We start from the raw sequence: 17,202 nt of genomic DNA, 5'->3' as shown, positions 1-17,202 counted from the left end.
CAGCGGTCCAGCCCTGTCAGCCGTGGTTTTTGCGCAGACGGGCCACGGCCCATTGCGCCGCGTCGGCGACAGTGGCGTCCGGATCGTCCAACAAGCCCTGCGCCACAGGGGTCAGACGCGCCTGACCGGAATTGCCGATGGCATAAAGCACATTGCGAATGAACCGGTTGCGCCCGATCCGCTTGATCGGCGAGCCGCTGAACCGCAGACGAAAGGCCGCATCATCCAGCGTCGCCAGCTCTGCCAGATCGGGGGCTCCGACACCGCCGTGATAGCGCAAATCGCTCGCTGCGACGGCGAATTTGTTCCACGGGCAGGCGGCAAGGCAATCGTCACAGCCGTAGATGCGGTTGCCCATCTTGCTGCGCAGCTCTAGGTCGACCGGCCCGTTGTGTTCGATCGTCAGATAGGAAATGCAGCGCCGCGCATCCAGCTGGTAGGGCGCGGGGAAGGCATTGGTCGGGCACGCCGTGAGGCAGGACCGGCACGACCCGCAGTGATCCACCTCTGCCGTGTCGGGGGTGAAATCCAACGTGGTGAAAATCGCGCCCAGAAAGGCCCAGTTCCCCCAGTCGCGGCTTAGCAGATTGGTGTGCTTGCCCTGCCAGCCCAGCCCCGCCGCCTGCCCAAGCGCCTTTTCCGGCACGGGGGCCGTGTCGACAAAGACCTTCACCTCGCAGGGTTCCTGCGCCACCAGCCATCGCGCCACCCGCTTGAGCCGTTTCTTGACGATGTCGTGGTAGTCGCGCCCCTGCGCATAGACAGATACGCCCGCCTTGTCGGGGTGGTTCAGCACCTCGGTCGGGTCGTATTCGGGGGTGTAGCTTTCGGCCAGCATGATCACTGACCGCGCCTCGGGCCAAAGGGCGGCAGGGTTGCCGCGCCACGCCATGCGGTCCGCCATCCACGCCATCTGCCCGTGATAGCCTGCATCAACAAACGCCTGCAGCCGTGCGGGCACATCAGGCACCGCGTCGGGGCGGCAAATCCGGCAGGAGACAAAGCCTTCGTCCAGCGCCTGCGCCACCAACCGGCCCCGCAGGGCGTCCGTATCGGCAGCCGATGTCACAGACATCGGGCGCGGCGTGGATCAGAAATCAAGGTCATTGTAATGCTTTGGCGGCGGGAAGCCCGGCACCTGATCGGCCAGCAACGACCGGAACGCGGGGCGGGACTTGATCTTGGCGTACCAGTCCTTGACCACGTCGGACCGGTTCCAGTCCACATCCGAGATATAATCGAGCGAAGACAGATGCGCCGCCGCCGCGAAATCGGCCAACGTCATCACGTCGCCTGCCAGCCAGCGCCGGTGGTCCAGCAGCCACGCCATATAGTCGATGTGATACTTGATCGCCTTGGCCCCGTCCTTGACGTTGCGGCTGTCGGGAAACCCTTGTTTCATCACCTTTTTGTTCACCCGTTCGTAGAGCAGCTTCGAGGTGACCTCGTCGTGGAACTTGTCGTCGAACCAGCTGACCAGACGACGCACTTCAAGCCGCTGAACCGGATCAGAGGGCATCAGCGACGGTTCGGGGCGAGTCTCTTCGATATATTCGCAGATCGCGGCGCTTTCGGACATGATGATGCCGTCAAGCTGCAATACGGGCACCTTGCCCGCCGGATTGCGGCGCATGAAATCTGGGTCTTGCTCCCAATACCGCTCTTCGACGCGTTCGACCTCGATCTTCTTTTCAGCGAGGCTCAGCCGGACTTTGCGGCAGAACGGCGAAAGCGGGACGTGAAACAGGCGAGCCATAAGGGGTTCCGGTACTAACAAACAGGGGTTTCATCCTCATGCCCGTCTTGGTTGGGTTTTTCAACTCTCGAAACAGGCTGCCCGTCCGTCCTTGCTGATTGTCGCCGCACCATCGCGGATCTGGGCACTGCGCTTGCGCACCGCGGCAGAGGGGCGCGCGGCCGAACGGGTTTTCGGCGACGGCAGGATCGCGGCCAGCCGCGCCGCTTGGGTTGCGGTCAGCTTGGCGGGAATCACCCCAAAGTAATGTTGCGCCGCAGCATCGACACCAAAGATGCCTTCGTCGAACTCGGCCACGTTCAGATAGACCTCGATGATGCGCCGCTTGGTCCAGACGGTTTCAACCAGCGGCGTGATCCCGGCCTCAAGCGCTTTGCGCAACCATGTGCGGCCATGCCAGAGATAGACGTTCTTGACCGTCTGCTGCGACAGGGTGGATGCCCCGCGGTTCGATCCTTCGGCGATGGCACGTTTGATCGCGGCCAGATCAAAGCCCCAGTGTTCGCAGAAATTCGCATCTTCCGCCGCCACGACAGACCGCGCCATGACAGGGGCCACGTCTTCCAGCGCGACCCATTGCTGGTCCACGCCCCCCAGCCTACGGCCTTCGCTGAACATATAGGGGGTCGTCGGCGGGTTGATCACCGCAAACAGCAACACCAGGGCGATCAACAGGCCAAGCACGGCGAGCACCAGCTTGAACGCGCCCCGAACCACACGCCTTTTGAGCGACCGCAGCTGCGCCGCAGGGGACGGGGTCTTGGACTTGGCTTTGCCCTTGGATTTGGAGGATGCGCGTTTTGCCATAGCCATCAGCTATATCGTGGCAATGGCTTATTGTGAACGGGCACTGCGGGCGGAAATCCCTTTTGCAAGATAGGCCCCGATCAGCGCCGAGGCCTTGGGCGACGGGTGGGTGTTATCGCTGGCAAACAGGCTGGGATCCTGACGGTCGATGACGGTTTCGGAATCAAGGAATGTCACCCCCGGGTTTTGTGCCGCAAACCGCGCGATGCGGCGTTCCAGCAGCACCAGATCATCGCGACAGCCCTCGAATGACCCTTTGCCATTGCCGGCGTAATACCCCATCCACATCACCTGCGCGCCCGTGCTGCGCAATCGCGACAGGAAGGCGGGGATTTCCCCAGTAGCGGCATCCGCCGCGATTAGCGTGTCGACCACAGGCGTGCAGGCCCCGCATTTGCAGTCGTTGAACCCCAGATCATTGGCCCCGCCGTTCACCACGATCCAGTTCCACCGCCCGCCGGGGTACTGATCCTGAATGTCGAAACCGACAGCGGACAAGAGCGTGCTGTCATTGCTGAACTGCGCCCCGGGGACGGCCTTGCTGACCACATTGCGCCCGAGGCTGGCTGCCATCGCATCGGGGATCGCCTGATCGCTTGATCCGTTCCACGCCATGACGGAGTCGCCAATCACCAGAATATCGCCGCCGCCCTTGGGCGCAGCATCGGTACAGGCCGCAAGCGCGAGCCCCACCAGCAAAAGCGCCATCAGCCGGACGCGAGAGGTAAGTGTTTTGATCATCCCGTAACTATAGGCCGGTTGCGGCCCTGGTAAAGCGTGGGCGACGCACAAAAGAAATCGGGCGCGAGGTTTCCCCCGCGCCCGATCTATCCGTTTTGCTTACTCCGCCGGGATCGCGTGTTCTTCGACGCTCAGCGGGGCGGGCAGATGGACCAGCATCTCTTTGGGGCAGATCTGCAGGAAGTTATCCTTTTCAATGTCCCAGTGCTGCAGGATGTCTTCGGCCTTGCGGCTGTTGGTTTCCTGCAGGTGCCGTTCAATCAGGCCCTTCAGCTGGTTTTCCCAATGCTCGACCGTGACAGGGCAGGTCACCAGCGTTTCGCGGTTCAGCATTTTGTCGGCCTTTCCATCGGGGTTGTAGAGATAGGCCATACCGCCCGTCATACCCGCGCCAAAGTTCGCGCCGATCTCGCCCAAGATCACGGCCACACCGCCGGTCATGTATTCACACCCGTTGCTGCCGCAGCCTTCGATCACCACATGCGCGCCCGAGTTCCGAACGCCGAAACGTTCACCGGCACGGCCTGCTGCGAACAAAAAGCCCTTGGTCGCACCATAAAGCACCGTGTTGCCGATGATGGTATTGTCAGAGGCGACGATGGTGCTCGCCATAGACGGGCGCACGACGATGGTGCCGCCCGACAGACCCTTGCCGACATAGTCATTCGCATCGCCGGACACTTCAAGCTTGAGCCCCGGTGCCGCGAAGGCCCCCAGCGACTGCCCTGCCGAACCGGTCAGCTTGACCGTCAGGTGATCGGGCTGCAGCTGGTTGTTCATGCCGAAGTTGCGGATGATGTGGCTTGAGACGCGGGTGCCCACGGTACGGTGCGTGTTCTGCACCGCATAGCTCAGCTGCATCTTCTCGCCATCTTCAAGGAAGCGCGCGGCGTCGCGCACGATTTCAGAGTCCAGCGTGTCCAGCACAGCGTTGCGTGGCTTGTTGCGGTCATAGACAATCTCTGCCGCGCCATCGACGGTGATCAGCAGCGGGTTAAGATCCAGATCGTCAAGATGCGCAGACCCACGGCTGACCTGTGCCAGAAGATCGGCACGGCCAATCACGTCATCCAGGCTACGCGCCCCGATAGAGGCGAGCAATTCACGCACTTCGGTGGCGTAGAAGGTGATCAGGTTCACAACCTTATCCGCGTTGCCGGTGAACTTGCCACGCAGCGCTTCGTCTTGGGTGCAGACGCCGACGGGGCAGGTGTTGGACTGGCACTGACGCACCATGATACAACCCATCGCGATCAGCGCGGCAGTGCCGATGCCGTATTCCTCGGCCCCCATCATCGCGGCCATCACGATGTCACGCCCTGTGCGCAAACCACCGTCGGTGCGCAGGGTGACGCGGTCGCGCAGGTTGTTCATCGCCAGAACCTGATGCGCTTCGGTCAGGCCCATCTCCCACGGCAGACCCGCATATTTGATCGAGGTCGCAGGCGAGGCACCCGTGCCGCCATTGTGGCCCGAGATCAGAATGATATCCGCCTTGGCTTTCGCCACACCGGCCGCAATCGTGCCAACGCCCGAGGACGCCACCAACTTCACGGTCACCTTACAGCGCGGGTTGATCTGCTTGAGGTCATAGATCAGCTGCGCAAGGTCTTCGATCGAATAGATATCGTGGTGCGGCGGGGGCGAGATCAGGGTCACGCCCTTGGTCGAATGGCGCAGACGGGCGATCAAGTCGGTGACCTTCATGCCCGGAAGCTGACCACCCTCGCCGGGCTTGGCCCCTTGAGCGACCTTGATTTCAAGCTCTTCACACTGGTTCAGGTATTCGGCAGTCACACCGAAACGGCCCGACGCCACCTGCTTGATCTTGGCCGACGGGTTGTCGCCGTTGGCCTCGGGCACGAAGTGCGCCGGATCTTCGCCGCCTTCGCCAGAGTCGGACTTGGCCCCGATGCGGTTCATCGCGACGTTCAGGGTCTTGTGTGCCTCGGGCGACAGCGCGCCAAGGGACATGCCCGGCGTCACGAAACGCTTGCGAATAGAGGTGATGGATTCGACCTCTTCGATGGGCACTGGGGCCCCCAGCGGCTTGATATCCAGCAGGTCGCGCAAATGGATCGGTGGGTTGCTTTGCATCTTGGCGCTATATTGCTTCCACATCTGGTAGGACGCTTTGTTGCAGGCCATTTGCAGCATGTGCATCGACGATGCTTCCCATGCGTGGGTCTCGCCGGATTTGCGCGCCTTGTAGAAGCCGCCGATGGGCATGACGACGCCATCACCCTGCCAACCACGGTCGTGGACCGCTTCGGCTTTGCGTTGGATACCGGTCACACCGATCCCGCTGATACGGCTGGTCATGCCGGGGAAGTATTCCGCGCACATCGCACGGCTCAGCCCTACGGCTTCGAAGTTCAGGCCGCCACGGTAGGAGGACATGACGCTGATGCCCATCTTCGCCATGATTTTCAGCAGGCCCTGATCAATCGCCTCGCGGTAGCGGGCCATTGCGGTGGTCAGGGTCATGTCCAGCAGACCACGCCCGATACGATCCGCCAGCAAATCTTCGGCAAGGTAGGCGTTCACCACGGTGGCACCACAGCCGATCAGCACGGCAAAATAATGCGGGTCCACACATTCGGCCGAGCGCACATTGAGCGAGGTAAATGTCCGCAGGCCCTTGCGGGTCAGCTGGCTGTGCACGGCAGATGTCGCAAGGATCATCGGCATCGCCACGCGGGTCGCATCGCTGAACTGGTCGGTCAGCACGATGTGACCAGCGCCCGAGCGCACGGCGTCTTCTGCCTCGTCCCGGATGCGGCGCAGGTTTTCGCTCAGGTTGTTGCCGCCCGGCTCGAACGTACAGTCGATGGTGACGGAGTTCGCGTTGAATTCGGTCATCAACTGATCGAACTGCGCGTTCGCGAGGAACGGGCTGTCGAGCACGAGGATCTCGGTCTGGGCGCTGGATTCATCCAGCACGTTCTTGAGGTTCCCGAACCGCGTTTTCAGGCTCATGACGCGGAATTCGCGCAGGCTGTCGATGGGTGGGTTGGTGACCTGGCTGAAGTTCTGGCGGAAGAAGTGGCTGAGCGGGCGGTACTGGTTCGACAGAACCGCCGACGGGGTGTCATCGCCCATGGACGCCAAGGGCTCTTTCGCATCTTCGGCCATCGGTGCCAGGATCTGCTCGAGGTCTTCGATGGTATAGCCCGCTGCCACCTGACGGCGGCGCAGCTCATCGCCCGAGAACAGGGCCTTTTCCTCGACATCGCCAAGCGCTTTGTCCAGCTCGTTGATCTTGCCGACCCATTCACCAAAGGGACGCGACGCGGCGAGCTTGTCCTTGATCTCGGTGTCGCCGAACATCTTGCCTTCTTCGATGTCGACCGCCAGCAGCTGACCGGGGCCAAGCGCGCCTTTGCGCACGACATTCGCCTCGTCCTGCGGGACCATCCCCGCCTCGGAACCCGCGATCAGCATGCCGTCACCGGTGACGACGAAACGCATGGGGCGCAGGCCGTTTCGGTCAAGACCGGCGCAGACCCAGCGGCCATCGGTCATGGCCAGCGCTGCGGGACCATCCCAAGGCTCCATCACCGAGTTGCAATAGGAATACATGTCGCGCCATGCCTGGGGCAGCTCGACCGCCTGCTTTGACCAGCTTTCAGGCACCAGCATGGTTTTCGCCATCGGGGCCGAACGACCCGCGCGCACCAGGACTTCGAACACCGAATCCAGCGCGGCAGAGTCGGACGACCCCGCGGCGACGATCGGTTTGATATCTTCGGCCATGTCGCCAAAGGTGCCCGAGGCCATCCGGATCTCGTGGCTTTTCATCCAGTTGACGTTACCCTTGAGCGTGTTGATCTCGCCGTTATGGGCCAGCATGCGGAAGGGCTGCGCCAGCCACCACTGCGGGAAGGTGTTGGTCGAATAGCGCTGGTGATAGATCGCAAACGCGGATTCAAAGCGTTCATCCATCAGGTCGGGGTAGAAGTTGGCAACATCCTGCGCCAGCATCATGCCCTTATAGATGATCGACCGGCAGGACATCGACGCGATGTAAAGCGTCGGCACCTGAGCCGCCAGCGCGGCTTTTTCGATGCGGCGACGGATGACGTAAAGCTCGCGCTCGAATGTTTCCTCGTCCACGCCCTTGGCGTTGGAAATCAGGATTTGTTCGATCTCGGGACGGGTCGCGTTGGCCTTTTCCCCCAGAACAGAGGTGTCCACGGGCACGTGGCGCCAGCCGTAGATATAGTAGCCCATCCGCAGCACTTCGGTTTCAACGATGGTCCGGCAGGTTTCCTGCGCGGCAAAGTTGGTGCGCGGCAGAAAGACCTGACCGATGGCGATCAATTCGCCTTCGCGGGGGCTGTGACCGGTGCGACGCACCTGATCGTAGAAAAAGTTGACGGGGATCTGCACGTGGATGCCCGCGCCGTCGCCGGTCTTGCCATCGGCATCCACCGCACCACGGTGCCAGATCGCCTTGAGCGCCTTGATCCCGTTTTCGACAACCGCGCGGCTGCTGGAGCCGTCGATGTTCACAACAAGACCCACCCCGCAGGATGAATGCTCTTCTTCTTCGGAATACAGACCGTTTTCTGCCATGAAGGCGCGTTTTGCTTCTTCGCGTGCTACCCAGGCGTCATCATATTTGGTCATTTGGAATCTCCTAAATCGGGCGCGCCCGAGGCGCGAAATATCAGTTGAAAGGGGCGCTTATTCGGCCGCGATGGCCACGCTGGCCCCCATCTTTTCAAGGATCGCCTGCGCACAGTCGCGCCCGTCCTTGATGGCCCAGACCACCAGCGACGCACCGCGCACGATATCGCCCACGGCATAGACGCCATCCAGCTCGGTCGCGCCGGTGATATAGTCGGCCTTGACCGTGCCCCAACGGTTGACCGGCAGCTCGGGCGTGTTCCACAGCGTGGGCAGGTCTTCGGGTTCAAAGCCAAGCGCCATGATCACAAGATCCGCCTCTTCGACATAATCGGCACCCTCGATCACCTCGGGGGCCTGACGACCCGAGACATCCGGCGCGCCAAGGCGCATCTTTTGCACGACGACGCCGGTCACCGGATCACCGACGAACCCTTTGGGCGCTGATAGCCATTCGAAGACCACGCCTTCTTCCTCGGCGTTTTGCACTTCGCGTTGCGAGCCGGGCATGTTGGCGCGGTCACGGCGGTACAGACATTTGACCGAGGTCGCCCCCTGACGGATCGAGGTCCGTACACAGTCCATCGCGGTATCACCGCCGCCGATCACGACGACACGCTTCCCTTCGGCATTGAAACGACCGGAATCGAATTCCTCTACCTTGTCGCCAAAGCTTTTGCGGTTGCTCACGGTCAGGAAATCAATCGCGCGCTCAAGACCAACGCCGCCCACGCCGGGGGCCTGGATGTCACGTGTTTTATAGACGCCCGTCGCGATGATCACGGCGTCATGCTTGGCGCGGATATCGGCAAAGCTGATGTCGACGCCCACATCGCAGTTCAATTCAAAGTTAACGCCACCTTCGGCCAGCTGGTCGTTACGGCGCATGACCACATCTTTTTCCAGCTTGAAACCGGGGATGCCGTAGGTCAGCAAACCACCCGCGCGGTCATAGCGGTCATAGATGGTGACCTGCACACCCGCGCGGCGCAGCACGTCCGCTGCGGCCAGACCACCGGGGCCCGCGCCGATGATGCCAACGGATTCTGCGCGTTCGGTCTTGGGCTTGATCGGCTGCACCCAGCCATTTTCCCACGCGGTATCGGTGATGTATTTCTCGACCGAGCCGATGGTCACAGTGCCGTGGCCGGATTGTTCGATCACACAGTTGCCTTCGCACAGACGGTCCTGCGGGCAGATGCGGCCGCAGATTTCGGGGAAGGTGTTGGTGGCCTGGCTGACCTCATAGGCCTCTTGCAGACGCCCTTCGGCGGTCAGGCGCAGCCAGTCGGGGATGTTATTGTGCAGCGGGCAATGGGTCTGGCAATAGGGAACGCCACATTGGCTACAGCGGCTGGACTGCTCCTGCGCTTTCTCATCCGCGTATTCCGCATAAATCTCTTTAAAGTCTTCACGACGCAGATTCGGCATCCGTTTTTCGGGCATATCCCGGGAAACCGTTGTAAACTTGAGCATTGGCTGCTTTGCCATCTTGGATCTCTCCGCCTGAAACACGTTGCTGCCCCCTCATACACAGGGGCCAAACGATTATAAAGGCAGCATTGCTGACCTATATGCGGTTTATTTCATATCGACCCCAAAACTCCCGCAAATTTATCACATATTTATGTCCGATTCGGACCCAACAACGGACTTCCCTTCCAGCCCCCCAAAGTTATACGCCTGTGGCATCGCAAATGACCCAAAGGCCGCCACCCTTATGACCCTGTTCCAACTGCTGCTTGTCGCAATCATTCAGGGTCTGACAGAGTTTCTGCCCGTCTCTTCCTCGGGTCATTTGATCCTGCTGCCCACGCTGACCGGCGGGCCGGATCAGGGGCTTGCGATTGATGTCGCGGTGCATGTGGGCACGCTTCTCGCGGTCGTGCTCTATTTCCGGTCCGAGGTCGCAGAAGCCACCATCGGGCTTGGTCGCCTGCTGCGCGGCAAGATGGACACCCCCGGCGCAAGGCTGGCCGCCCTGCTGATCCTCGCAACACTACCGGTGCTGGTCGCCGGGCTGGTGATCAAATTGCTGGGGATTGACGAGATGCTCCGCTCTGTCGCGGTGATCGGCTGGACCATGCTGCTCTTCGGTATTGTGCTCTATTGGGCGGATCACACGGGGCGCAGCGATCGGGAGTCCGGCGACTGGGATATCAAAGGTGCCGCCTGGATGGGTCTGGCGCAGGCCCTTGCGCTGATCCCCGGCACGTCGCGGTCGGGCATCACCATCACCGCCGCCCGCAAACTGGGCTACGACCGCGCCAGCGCTGCCACACTGTCTATGCTGATGTCGATTCCCACGATCCTCGCCTCTGGCGCGCTTTTGTCACTGGATGTGATCGGGCAAGCCGACGCGCAGCTCGCGCGCGACGCGTCGATCGCTGCGGGCTTTGCCTTTGTTGCCGCACTGGCGGCACTGGTCCTGATGATGCGCTTGCTGCGCAGCGTGAATTTCACCCCCTACGTCATCTATCGCATCCTGCTGGGGACAGCGCTTTTGGTATACGCCTACAGCTAACGCAAAAGGCCCCGCCGTCGCCGGCAGGGCCTTTCCAAATTCGACATCAAAATCGTTAGGTCCGCAGGTTCTTCGCGGATTGCTTGATCTCGTCATACTGGCCCGAGGGGCGGAACCGCCACAGGTACTCGGGCAGGACGGAGCCCATGGACACCGGGCTGATCCCCAAAGCATCAAAGCCCTGCGCCCCCTCGCCCACAACATTGTCATGCGCCAGGTTCTTGACCTGATCGCGGGTCAGCGTGTTGTTCTTAACCAGGCCTAGCGTCACCGACTGCAACACATCAAGGCCAAAGGCGATCACCTTCGCCACGAAAGTCGGCAAGGCGACGACCATGCGGCGACGGTTCACCACGTCAAGCATACGCTGCATCAGGCCGCGAAAGCTTTCGACCTCGGGGCCACCCAATTCGTAAATACCGGCAGGGGCCTTGCCTGTCACCGCAAGCTCCGCCGCGTGGGCCACATCATCTACATAGACGGGCTGGAACAGCGTATCCGCCCCTACAGCAGGGATCGCGGGGCTGATCCGCGTCATACCAGCGAAACGGTTAAAGAAGTCATCCTCGGGGCCGAACACGATCGAGGGGCGCAGGATAACAGCCTGCGGCATATGCTTGAGCACACCGGCCTCCCCCATCGCCTTGGTCTGGGCGTATTCGCTATCCGCCTCGGCATCCGCCCCGATGGCAGAGATTTGCACCAAACGCGCGATCCCTTCGGCGGCGGCCAAGCGCGCAATGCGTTCTGCCCCGTCGGCCTGAATGGCGTCAAAGGTGTTTTTCCCCGCCTCGGCCAGAATACCGACGCAGTTCACCACCGCATCAGCGCCCTGCAGCGCATCGCGTACCGACGCGTCATCACGGATGTTGCAAAAGACCGGTTCGACCTGGCCGACGGTGCCGTAGGTGCGCACAAACAGCGCCTCGTTCGGGCGACGCACCGCGACGCGCACCCGCCATCCCGCCAACGCCATGCGACGAACGATATACCGCCCCACAAACCCGGAGCCGCCGTAAACCGTGACCAGCTTTGCCATGATGATACCCCTGACCAGAAAATCTAGCGCTACAGATACATCCAGCCCCCCTCGGGAACAAGCAGCAATTCCGGCAGAGATCGCCTCGAAAGCCCGACCCACCGCACCAAACCTCGGTTTTCCGGATTTATTTTAACGCCGTTTCATTTTGTTGCGAGAATCCAATTGACACCCCCGCCCCACAACAATAAACGCTCCCTCACAACCCCCCTGTGCCCAGGTGGCGGAATGGTAGACGCGCTAGCTTCAGGTGCTAGTACTGGCAACGGTGTGGAGGTTCGAGTCCTCTCCTGGGCACCACTTATCCCCGATAAGTCGCTGTTTTGTTTCACTGTTACTTAGTGATGCCTTAGCGATCGTTGTCCCTGCCCATCGAACTGCCCTTTCAAATCAGCATCGCATCTGCGGCATACCAGCCACCATCGACAGCGCCATCAAAGACGCCCCACAGGCGTCAGACCCGCTTCACATCCATGTGATATGTCAAAAGTTAAGTCGATTTGTCGCCACTTATCGCTAATGAATTTGCGGAGATTACTATAAACTAGGCCGATCCGGATCATTTGACCGACCCACAGGCCAGCAGAGGATAAAGAGATGGCGAGCTTTTTTGCGTTTGGTATCGATGTTATCAACAATCCCGCTGTGTCCACAAACTCCAGCGCAGGCCAAGACGGCGCTGGTCAGATGACACTTTCCGGTGGCAGCCAGCCTTTCGCTGACGATGCCATCATCGAATTCATTACACAGAATGAAACGGCAGACGGTGAACTTGACGGGGGCTCGTCCTTCATCGGGATCAAGGTCTATGCCAGTGCTGCCGACTATAACGCCGGCATCGTCCAATATAATTACGTTCCGATGAATCCCGGCCAATCGGCGAATATCCAAAGCGATGTCAGCGGACTTGGCGACACCTACGTGCGGTTCAACGCCAACGTTCTGGTGCCCCGCACTGAAAGCGGTGCCAACGACCCAAGCGCGCCGACATTTGGGAATCTACTGGTGGCACCAGGTACCAATGCGGGCGACAATATCGGCACACTCAAGATTGACCGCAATACGGACCAGGATTTTGACGGCGACGGCTCCATCGCATCCGGTACTTTGGAGGATGGCAACGGCAAGTTCTATGTCGGAAATACCGTCCCATGTTTCACCGCTGGCAGCCTGATCGCCACTGCAAAAGGCGAAACCCCTGTAGAGCACTTGAAAGCCGGTGACGCTGTCATCACACGCGACCACGGAATGCAGAAAGTCTCTTGGGTCGGTGCACGTCAGCTGACAGCGGCGGAGCTGGTCGTCTATCCACACCTGCGCCCCGTTTTGATCACGGCGGGTGCTCTCGGCGCTGGAACGCCAGAACGGGACCTTATCGTTTCACCCAACCACCGAATATTGCTTTCCGATGCGCGATCGATGCTACATTTTGGTCAGGATGAAGTCCTCGTCGCCGCGAAGCACTTGGTGAATGGTGACACGATCCGGACGTTCACGCCTCCTTCTGTTCAATACGTGCACCTGATGTTCGAAAGCCATCAGCTTGTGCTGTCGGACGGGGCATGGACAGAAAGCTTTCAGCCGGGAGTAAGGACACTCCAAAGTATCGGCCAAGCGCAACGCGACGAGATCCTGGCGCTGTTCCCCTCGCTTTCCGAGCAGATCGGGATAAAGCAATACAACGCCGCGCGTAACACGCTGAAACGCCATGAGGCACGCCTGCTGCGGCTCTAGGGCGCGTTCAGGTTTATGGAGCGGAGCGGTTACAGTTTGCGCTCTTGCTGAGGTGTCTCTGTGCAAATCTTCGTGTTTCCGAAGTATCCCACTTCCGAAAATTCAGCTATAAGTCGCGGTACCTACGTTACTATCAGGTCACCCGTCGCCCCATTACGTTGGCTCAAAACTCCACAAGGCCCGCAGGTGATGCGGCGTTTTTTACATCGTATTTTTTGTATTTGGTTGCGGGAGTAGGATTTGAACCTACGACCTTCAGGTTATGAGCCTGACGAGCTACCGGGCTGCTCCATCCCGCGGCTGTGGCCAATGTTATTGTATTGGCTTATTAATTGTCATCGTTGAGAGATACGTAGAGGTTTTGCTAGGTTTGGCGGTGACCTACTCTCCCACGTCTTAAGACGCAGTACCATTGGCGCAGTAGCACTTAACTGCCGAGTTCGGGATGGGATCGGGTGTTTTGCTTACGCTATGACCACCAAACCGAGTAAAACCTCTATGTTGCTGCTTTTGCCATTGGCAAAAGAGCAACAAGCGGGAGAGAGCGTATCCGAAGGATGCGCGTTCCCGCCCCCCTCACCATTCTGGGTAAGGATTTGTCCAAGTCAGTACGACTGATTGTATGTGTATGCTTTTGTCCGAGTAGAAAGTCTTTCTTCTACTGGATCAAATCAAGCCTATCGAGCAATTAGTACCAGTCAACTGAACGTATTACTACGCTTACATCTCTGGCCTATCGACGAGATGGTCTATCTCGGCTCTCAGGGATACCTTGTTTTGAGGGGGGCTTCCCGCTTAGATGCCTTCAGCGGTTATCCTGTCCGATCATAGCTACCCAGCACTGCTATTGGCATAACAACTGGTCCACCAGTGGATCGTTCACCCCGGTCCTCTCGTACTAGGGGCAACTCCTCTCAAGTATCCTACACCCACGGAAGATAGGGACCGAACTGTCTCACGACGTTCTAAACCCAGCTCACGTACCTCTTTAAACGGCGAACAGCCGTACCCTTGGGACCTGCTCCAGCCCCAGGATGAGATGAGCCGACATCGAGGTGCCAAACACTGCCGTCGATATGGACTCTTGGGCAGTATCAGCCTGTTATCCCCGGCGTACCTTTTATCCGTTGAGCGATGGCCCTCCCACTTGGGACCACCGGATCACTATGGCCGTCTTTCGACTCTGCTCGACTTGTCAGTCTCGCAGTCAGGCTGGCTTCTGCCATTGCACTCAACGAGCGATTTCCGACCGCTCTGAGCCAACCTTCGCGCGCCTCCGTTACGATTTAGGAGGCGACCGCCCCAGTCAAACTACCCACCACACAGGGTCCCGGATCCGGATAACGGACCGCGGTTAGACATCAAGCAGAACAAGGGTGGTATCTCAAGGGAGGCTCCACGCAGACTGGCGTCCACGTTTCAAAGCCCACCACCTATCCTGCACATGTTCGGCCTAATGCCAGTGTGAAGTTGTAGTAAAGGTGCACGGGGTCTTTCCGTCTAACCGCGGGTAACCGGCATCTTGACCGGTAATTCAATTTCGCTGAGTCTATGTTGGAGACAGCGGGGAAGTCGTTACGCCATTCGTGCAGGTCGGAACTTACCCGACAAGGAATTTCGCTACCTTAGGACCGTTATAGTTACGGCCGCCGTTTACCTGGGCTTCAATTCAGAGCTCTCACTCCTCCTTTTAACCTTCAGGCACCGGGCAGGCGTCAGACCCTATACGTCGTCTTACGACTTCGCAGAGCCCTGTGTTTTTAATAAACAGTCGCCACCCCCTGGTTTGTGCCCCCAGCCCCTAGTTGCCTAGGAACCGGGCCTCCTTCTCGCGAACTTACGGAGGTATTTTGCCGAGTTCCTTCAACATAGTTCTCTCAAGCGCCTTGGTATTCTCTACCTATCCACCTGTGTCGGTTTAGGGTACGATCTAGCGATGGAGCTATTTCCAGGGACCTCTAAGCAGCCCATTCAATCCGATAAGGATGAACTACCCTCGAGATCCGTCACTTCCATCTGGCCCAGGAATATTAACCTGGTTCCCATCGACTACGCCTTTCGGCCTCGCCTTAGGGGTCGGCTTACCCTGCTCAGATTAGCTTTAAGCAGGAACCCTTGGATTTTCGGCGAGAGTGTCTCTCACACTCTTTGTCGCTACTCATGTCATCATTCTCACTAGTGATCTCTCCACCGGATCGCTCACGCGCCGGCTTCACAGAAAGCTCCGCGTCTCCAATACCCCGAAGGGCTAAGGAGACATGGAACTATGTCACACTACGCTCTGCTACCATGCAATTAATGCATCCTAAGCTTCGGCTCATGGCTTGAGCCCCGTTACATCTTCGCCGCAAGACAACTTATTTAGACCAGTGAGCTGTTACGCTATCTTTAAAGGATGGCTGCTTCTAAGCCAACCTCCTGGTTGTTTTGGTCGTCTCACCTGCTTTCCCACTTAGCCATGAATTAGGGGCCTTAGCTGTAGGTCAGGGTTGTTTCCCTCTTCACAACGGACGTTAGCATCCGCTGTGTGTCTGCCATCTAGTACTCCTCGGTATTCGGAGTTTGGTTAGGATCAGTAAGCCTGTGGGGCCCCATTACCCATCCAGTGCTCTACCCCCGAGGGTATTCGGATGACGCTCTACCTAAATAGATTTCGCAGAGAACCAGCTATCTCCGAGTTTGATTGGCCTTTCACCCCTAGGCACAGCTCATCCCGATCCTTTTCAACGGATGTGGGTTCGGTCCTCCAATAAGTGTTACCTTATCTTCAACCTGGCCATGCCTAGATCACTCGGTTTCGGGTCTGATCCCACAAACTCAACGCCCTATTAAGACTCGCTTTCGCTACGCCTACACCTAACGGCTTAAGCTTGCTTGTGAGACCAAGTCGATGACCCATTATACAAAAGGTACGCTGTCAGGCCGTAAAGACCCTCCAACTGATTGTAGGCGTTCGGTTTCAGGTACTGTTTCACTCCCCTCGTCGGGGTGCTTTTCACCTTTCCCTCACGGTACTGGTTCACTATCGGTCAGTAAGGAGTACTTAGCCTTCGAAGGTGGTCCTCCGATCTTCAGACAGAATTTCACGTGTTCCGCCCTACTTAATACGTCCAATCATGCTTCTTATACGGGACTATCACCCACTTTGGTTGCGCATTCCAACGCATTCTAACCACATTCATGGCTCGGCTGGTCCCCGTTCGCTCGCCGCTACTAGGGGAGTATCAATTGATTTCCTTTCCTCCGGGTACTTAGATGTTTCAGTTCCCCGGGTTTGCTTTTATAAACCTATGTATTCAGTCTATAAATACCTGGTTCTGCTTACTGATGAACCCACCGTCTGTTACCTGCGAACTTACGTCCTCAAGTAGCAAAGCGGTAGGACAACAATAAACAATCAGGTGGGTTGCCCCATTCAGAAATCCATGGATCAAAGCTTATTCTCAGCTCCCCATGGCTTATCGCAGAGTATCACGTCTTTCATCGCCTCTTACTGCCAAGGCATTCACCAAACGCCCTTTTCGCGCTTGATTTGATCCAGAAAAAGAAAGACTGATTTAATGTCCTACCGCCTATTCGGCTACTTGAGGACAATTTAGACCCTCAAACGGCCGGTAGAGTGCAGGACGTCAGTCCAACGCGGGAGACAGAAGCTGGTAAGAAACTGTCTTCCCTTATTCCAGATCAAAAGCATACTTTTACCCGCCCACTCTCTCAGAGTGGACAGCGAGTAGTGCATCTAGCCTACCTTCCGTGCAGGAAGCAGGCGTCACTACTCTGGTTAGTGTACTTGACTTGGACAACACGTCGCTTTCAGTCGCGATACGTTCAAAAGACCGAGGAAACAGTCAAGTAAACGCCGGCTCCAAAAGGAGCAGCAACCGAGATCATCACCTAACGCGGTGCGATCAGATCGTGTTGTTTGTTACTTCAAGATTACTCTCAAAGTAACTGTATCTCTCTTTACGA

The 17,202-nt window shown here is 58.5% G+C and carries 9 protein-coding genes, 2 tRNA genes and 2 rRNA genes; 3 read left to right on the top strand and 10 right to left on the bottom strand.

Features of this window, described 5'->3' with window-relative positions; translation table 11 throughout:
• Positions 1–16: 16 nt before the first annotated feature.
• The 6 genes from queG to SJY36_RS00805 form a co-directional block, all read right to left on the bottom strand.
• Positions 17–1,075, bottom strand: coding sequence for a tRNA epoxyqueuosine(34) reductase QueG (gene queG, locus SJY36_RS00830; RefSeq protein ID WP_386172461.1), 1,059 nt, complete (start codon positions 1,073–1,075; stop codon positions 17–19).
• A 15-nt stretch (positions 1,076–1,090) separates the two neighbouring features.
• Positions 1,091–1,756: a glutathione S-transferase family protein gene (locus tag SJY36_RS00825; RefSeq protein ID WP_005850934.1), complete on the bottom strand. Its 666-nt coding sequence runs from the start codon at positions 1,754–1,756 to the stop codon at positions 1,091–1,093.
• A gap of 60 nt (positions 1,757–1,816) precedes the next feature.
• A complete protein-coding gene (gene mtgA, locus SJY36_RS00820; protein ID WP_005850932.1) occupies positions 1,817–2,563 on the bottom strand; it encodes a monofunctional biosynthetic peptidoglycan transglycosylase in 747 nt (248 codons plus the stop codon).
• A 27-nt stretch (positions 2,564–2,590) separates the two neighbouring features.
• A complete protein-coding gene (locus SJY36_RS00815; RefSeq protein WP_386172458.1) occupies positions 2,591–3,304 on the bottom strand; it encodes an SGNH/GDSL hydrolase family protein in 714 nt (237 codons plus the stop codon).
• Positions 3,305–3,403: 99 nt separating this feature from the next.
• Positions 3,404–7,936, bottom strand: coding sequence for a glutamate synthase large subunit (gltB, locus tag SJY36_RS00810; protein WP_386172455.1), 4,533 nt, complete (start codon positions 7,934–7,936; stop codon positions 3,404–3,406).
• 57 nt (positions 7,937–7,993) lie between these two features.
• Positions 7,994–9,427: an NAD(P)-dependent oxidoreductase gene (locus SJY36_RS00805; protein ID WP_037954057.1), complete on the bottom strand. Its 1,434-nt coding sequence runs from the start codon at positions 9,425–9,427 to the stop codon at positions 7,994–7,996.
• A 229-nt stretch (positions 9,428–9,656) separates the two neighbouring features.
• On the opposite strand from SJY36_RS00805, the gene SJY36_RS00800 reads away from it, so the two are divergent.
• Complete coding sequence (locus tag SJY36_RS00800) at positions 9,657–10,460, top strand: undecaprenyl-diphosphate phosphatase (protein WP_386172452.1); 804 nt, start codon at positions 9,657–9,659, stop codon at positions 10,458–10,460.
• 55 nt (positions 10,461–10,515) lie between these two features.
• On the opposite strand, the gene SJY36_RS00795 is transcribed toward SJY36_RS00800, so the two are convergent.
• A complete protein-coding gene (locus SJY36_RS00795; protein WP_286698217.1) occupies positions 10,516–11,499 on the bottom strand; it encodes a complex I NDUFA9 subunit family protein in 984 nt (327 codons plus the stop codon).
• Between the two features lie 214 nt (positions 11,500–11,713).
• Here SJY36_RS00795 and SJY36_RS00790 point away from each other — a divergent pair.
• Both SJY36_RS00790 and SJY36_RS00785 read left to right on the top strand, forming a co-directional pair.
• Positions 11,714–11,799, top strand: a tRNA-Leu gene (locus SJY36_RS00790).
• Positions 11,800–12,096: 297 nt separating this feature from the next.
• Positions 12,097–13,233 carry a Hint domain-containing protein gene (locus tag SJY36_RS00785; protein ID WP_386172449.1) on the top strand — a complete coding sequence of 379 codons (1,137 nt, stop codon included), beginning with the start codon at positions 12,097–12,099 and terminating at the stop codon, positions 13,231–13,233.
• Positions 13,234–13,455: 222 nt separating this feature from the next.
• Here SJY36_RS00785 and SJY36_RS00780 read toward each other — a convergent pair.
• From SJY36_RS00780 to SJY36_RS00770, 3 genes are all read right to left on the bottom strand, one after another.
• Positions 13,456–13,532 (bottom strand) — tRNA-Met (locus SJY36_RS00780).
• A 69-nt stretch (positions 13,533–13,601) separates the two neighbouring features.
• Positions 13,602–13,716 (bottom strand): 5S ribosomal RNA (rrf, locus tag SJY36_RS00775).
• Positions 13,717–13,900: 184 nt separating this feature from the next.
• A 23S ribosomal RNA gene (locus tag SJY36_RS00770) occupies positions 13,901–16,766 on the bottom strand.
• Positions 16,767–17,202 lie beyond the last annotated feature (436 nt).

Source organism: Sulfitobacter sp. R86518, from assembly GCF_042466275.1.
GTDB lineage: Bacteria > Pseudomonadota > Alphaproteobacteria > Rhodobacterales > Rhodobacteraceae > Sulfitobacter > Sulfitobacter pontiacus.
This window is presented reverse-complemented; position numbering and strand designations above follow the sequence as displayed.

Coding starts and splice junctions, on each gene's coding strand:
- queG (WP_386172461.1), bottom strand. CDS start 1,075: ATGTCTGTGACATCGGCTGCCGATACGGACGCCCTGCGGGGCCGGTTG.
- SJY36_RS00825 (WP_005850934.1), bottom strand. CDS start 1,756: ATGGCTCGCCTGTTTCACGTCCCGCTTTCGCCGTTCTGCCGCAAAGTC.
- mtgA (WP_005850932.1), bottom strand. CDS start 2,563: ATGGCAAAACGCGCATCCTCCAAATCCAAGGGCAAAGCCAAGTCCAAG.
- SJY36_RS00815 (WP_386172458.1), bottom strand. CDS start 3,304: ATGATCAAAACACTTACCTCTCGCGTCCGGCTGATGGCGCTTTTGCTG.
- gltB (WP_386172455.1), bottom strand. CDS start 7,936: ATGACCAAATATGATGACGCCTGGGTAGCACGCGAAGAAGCAAAACGC.
- SJY36_RS00805 (WP_037954057.1), bottom strand. CDS start 9,427: ATGGCAAAGCAGCCAATGCTCAAGTTTACAACGGTTTCCCGGGATATG.
- SJY36_RS00800 (WP_386172452.1), top strand. CDS start 9,657: ATGACCCTGTTCCAACTGCTGCTTGTCGCAATCATTCAGGGTCTGACA.
- SJY36_RS00795 (WP_286698217.1), bottom strand. CDS start 11,499: ATGGCAAAGCTGGTCACGGTTTACGGCGGCTCCGGGTTTGTGGGGCGG.
- SJY36_RS00785 (WP_386172449.1), top strand. CDS start 12,097: ATGGCGAGCTTTTTTGCGTTTGGTATCGATGTTATCAACAATCCCGCT.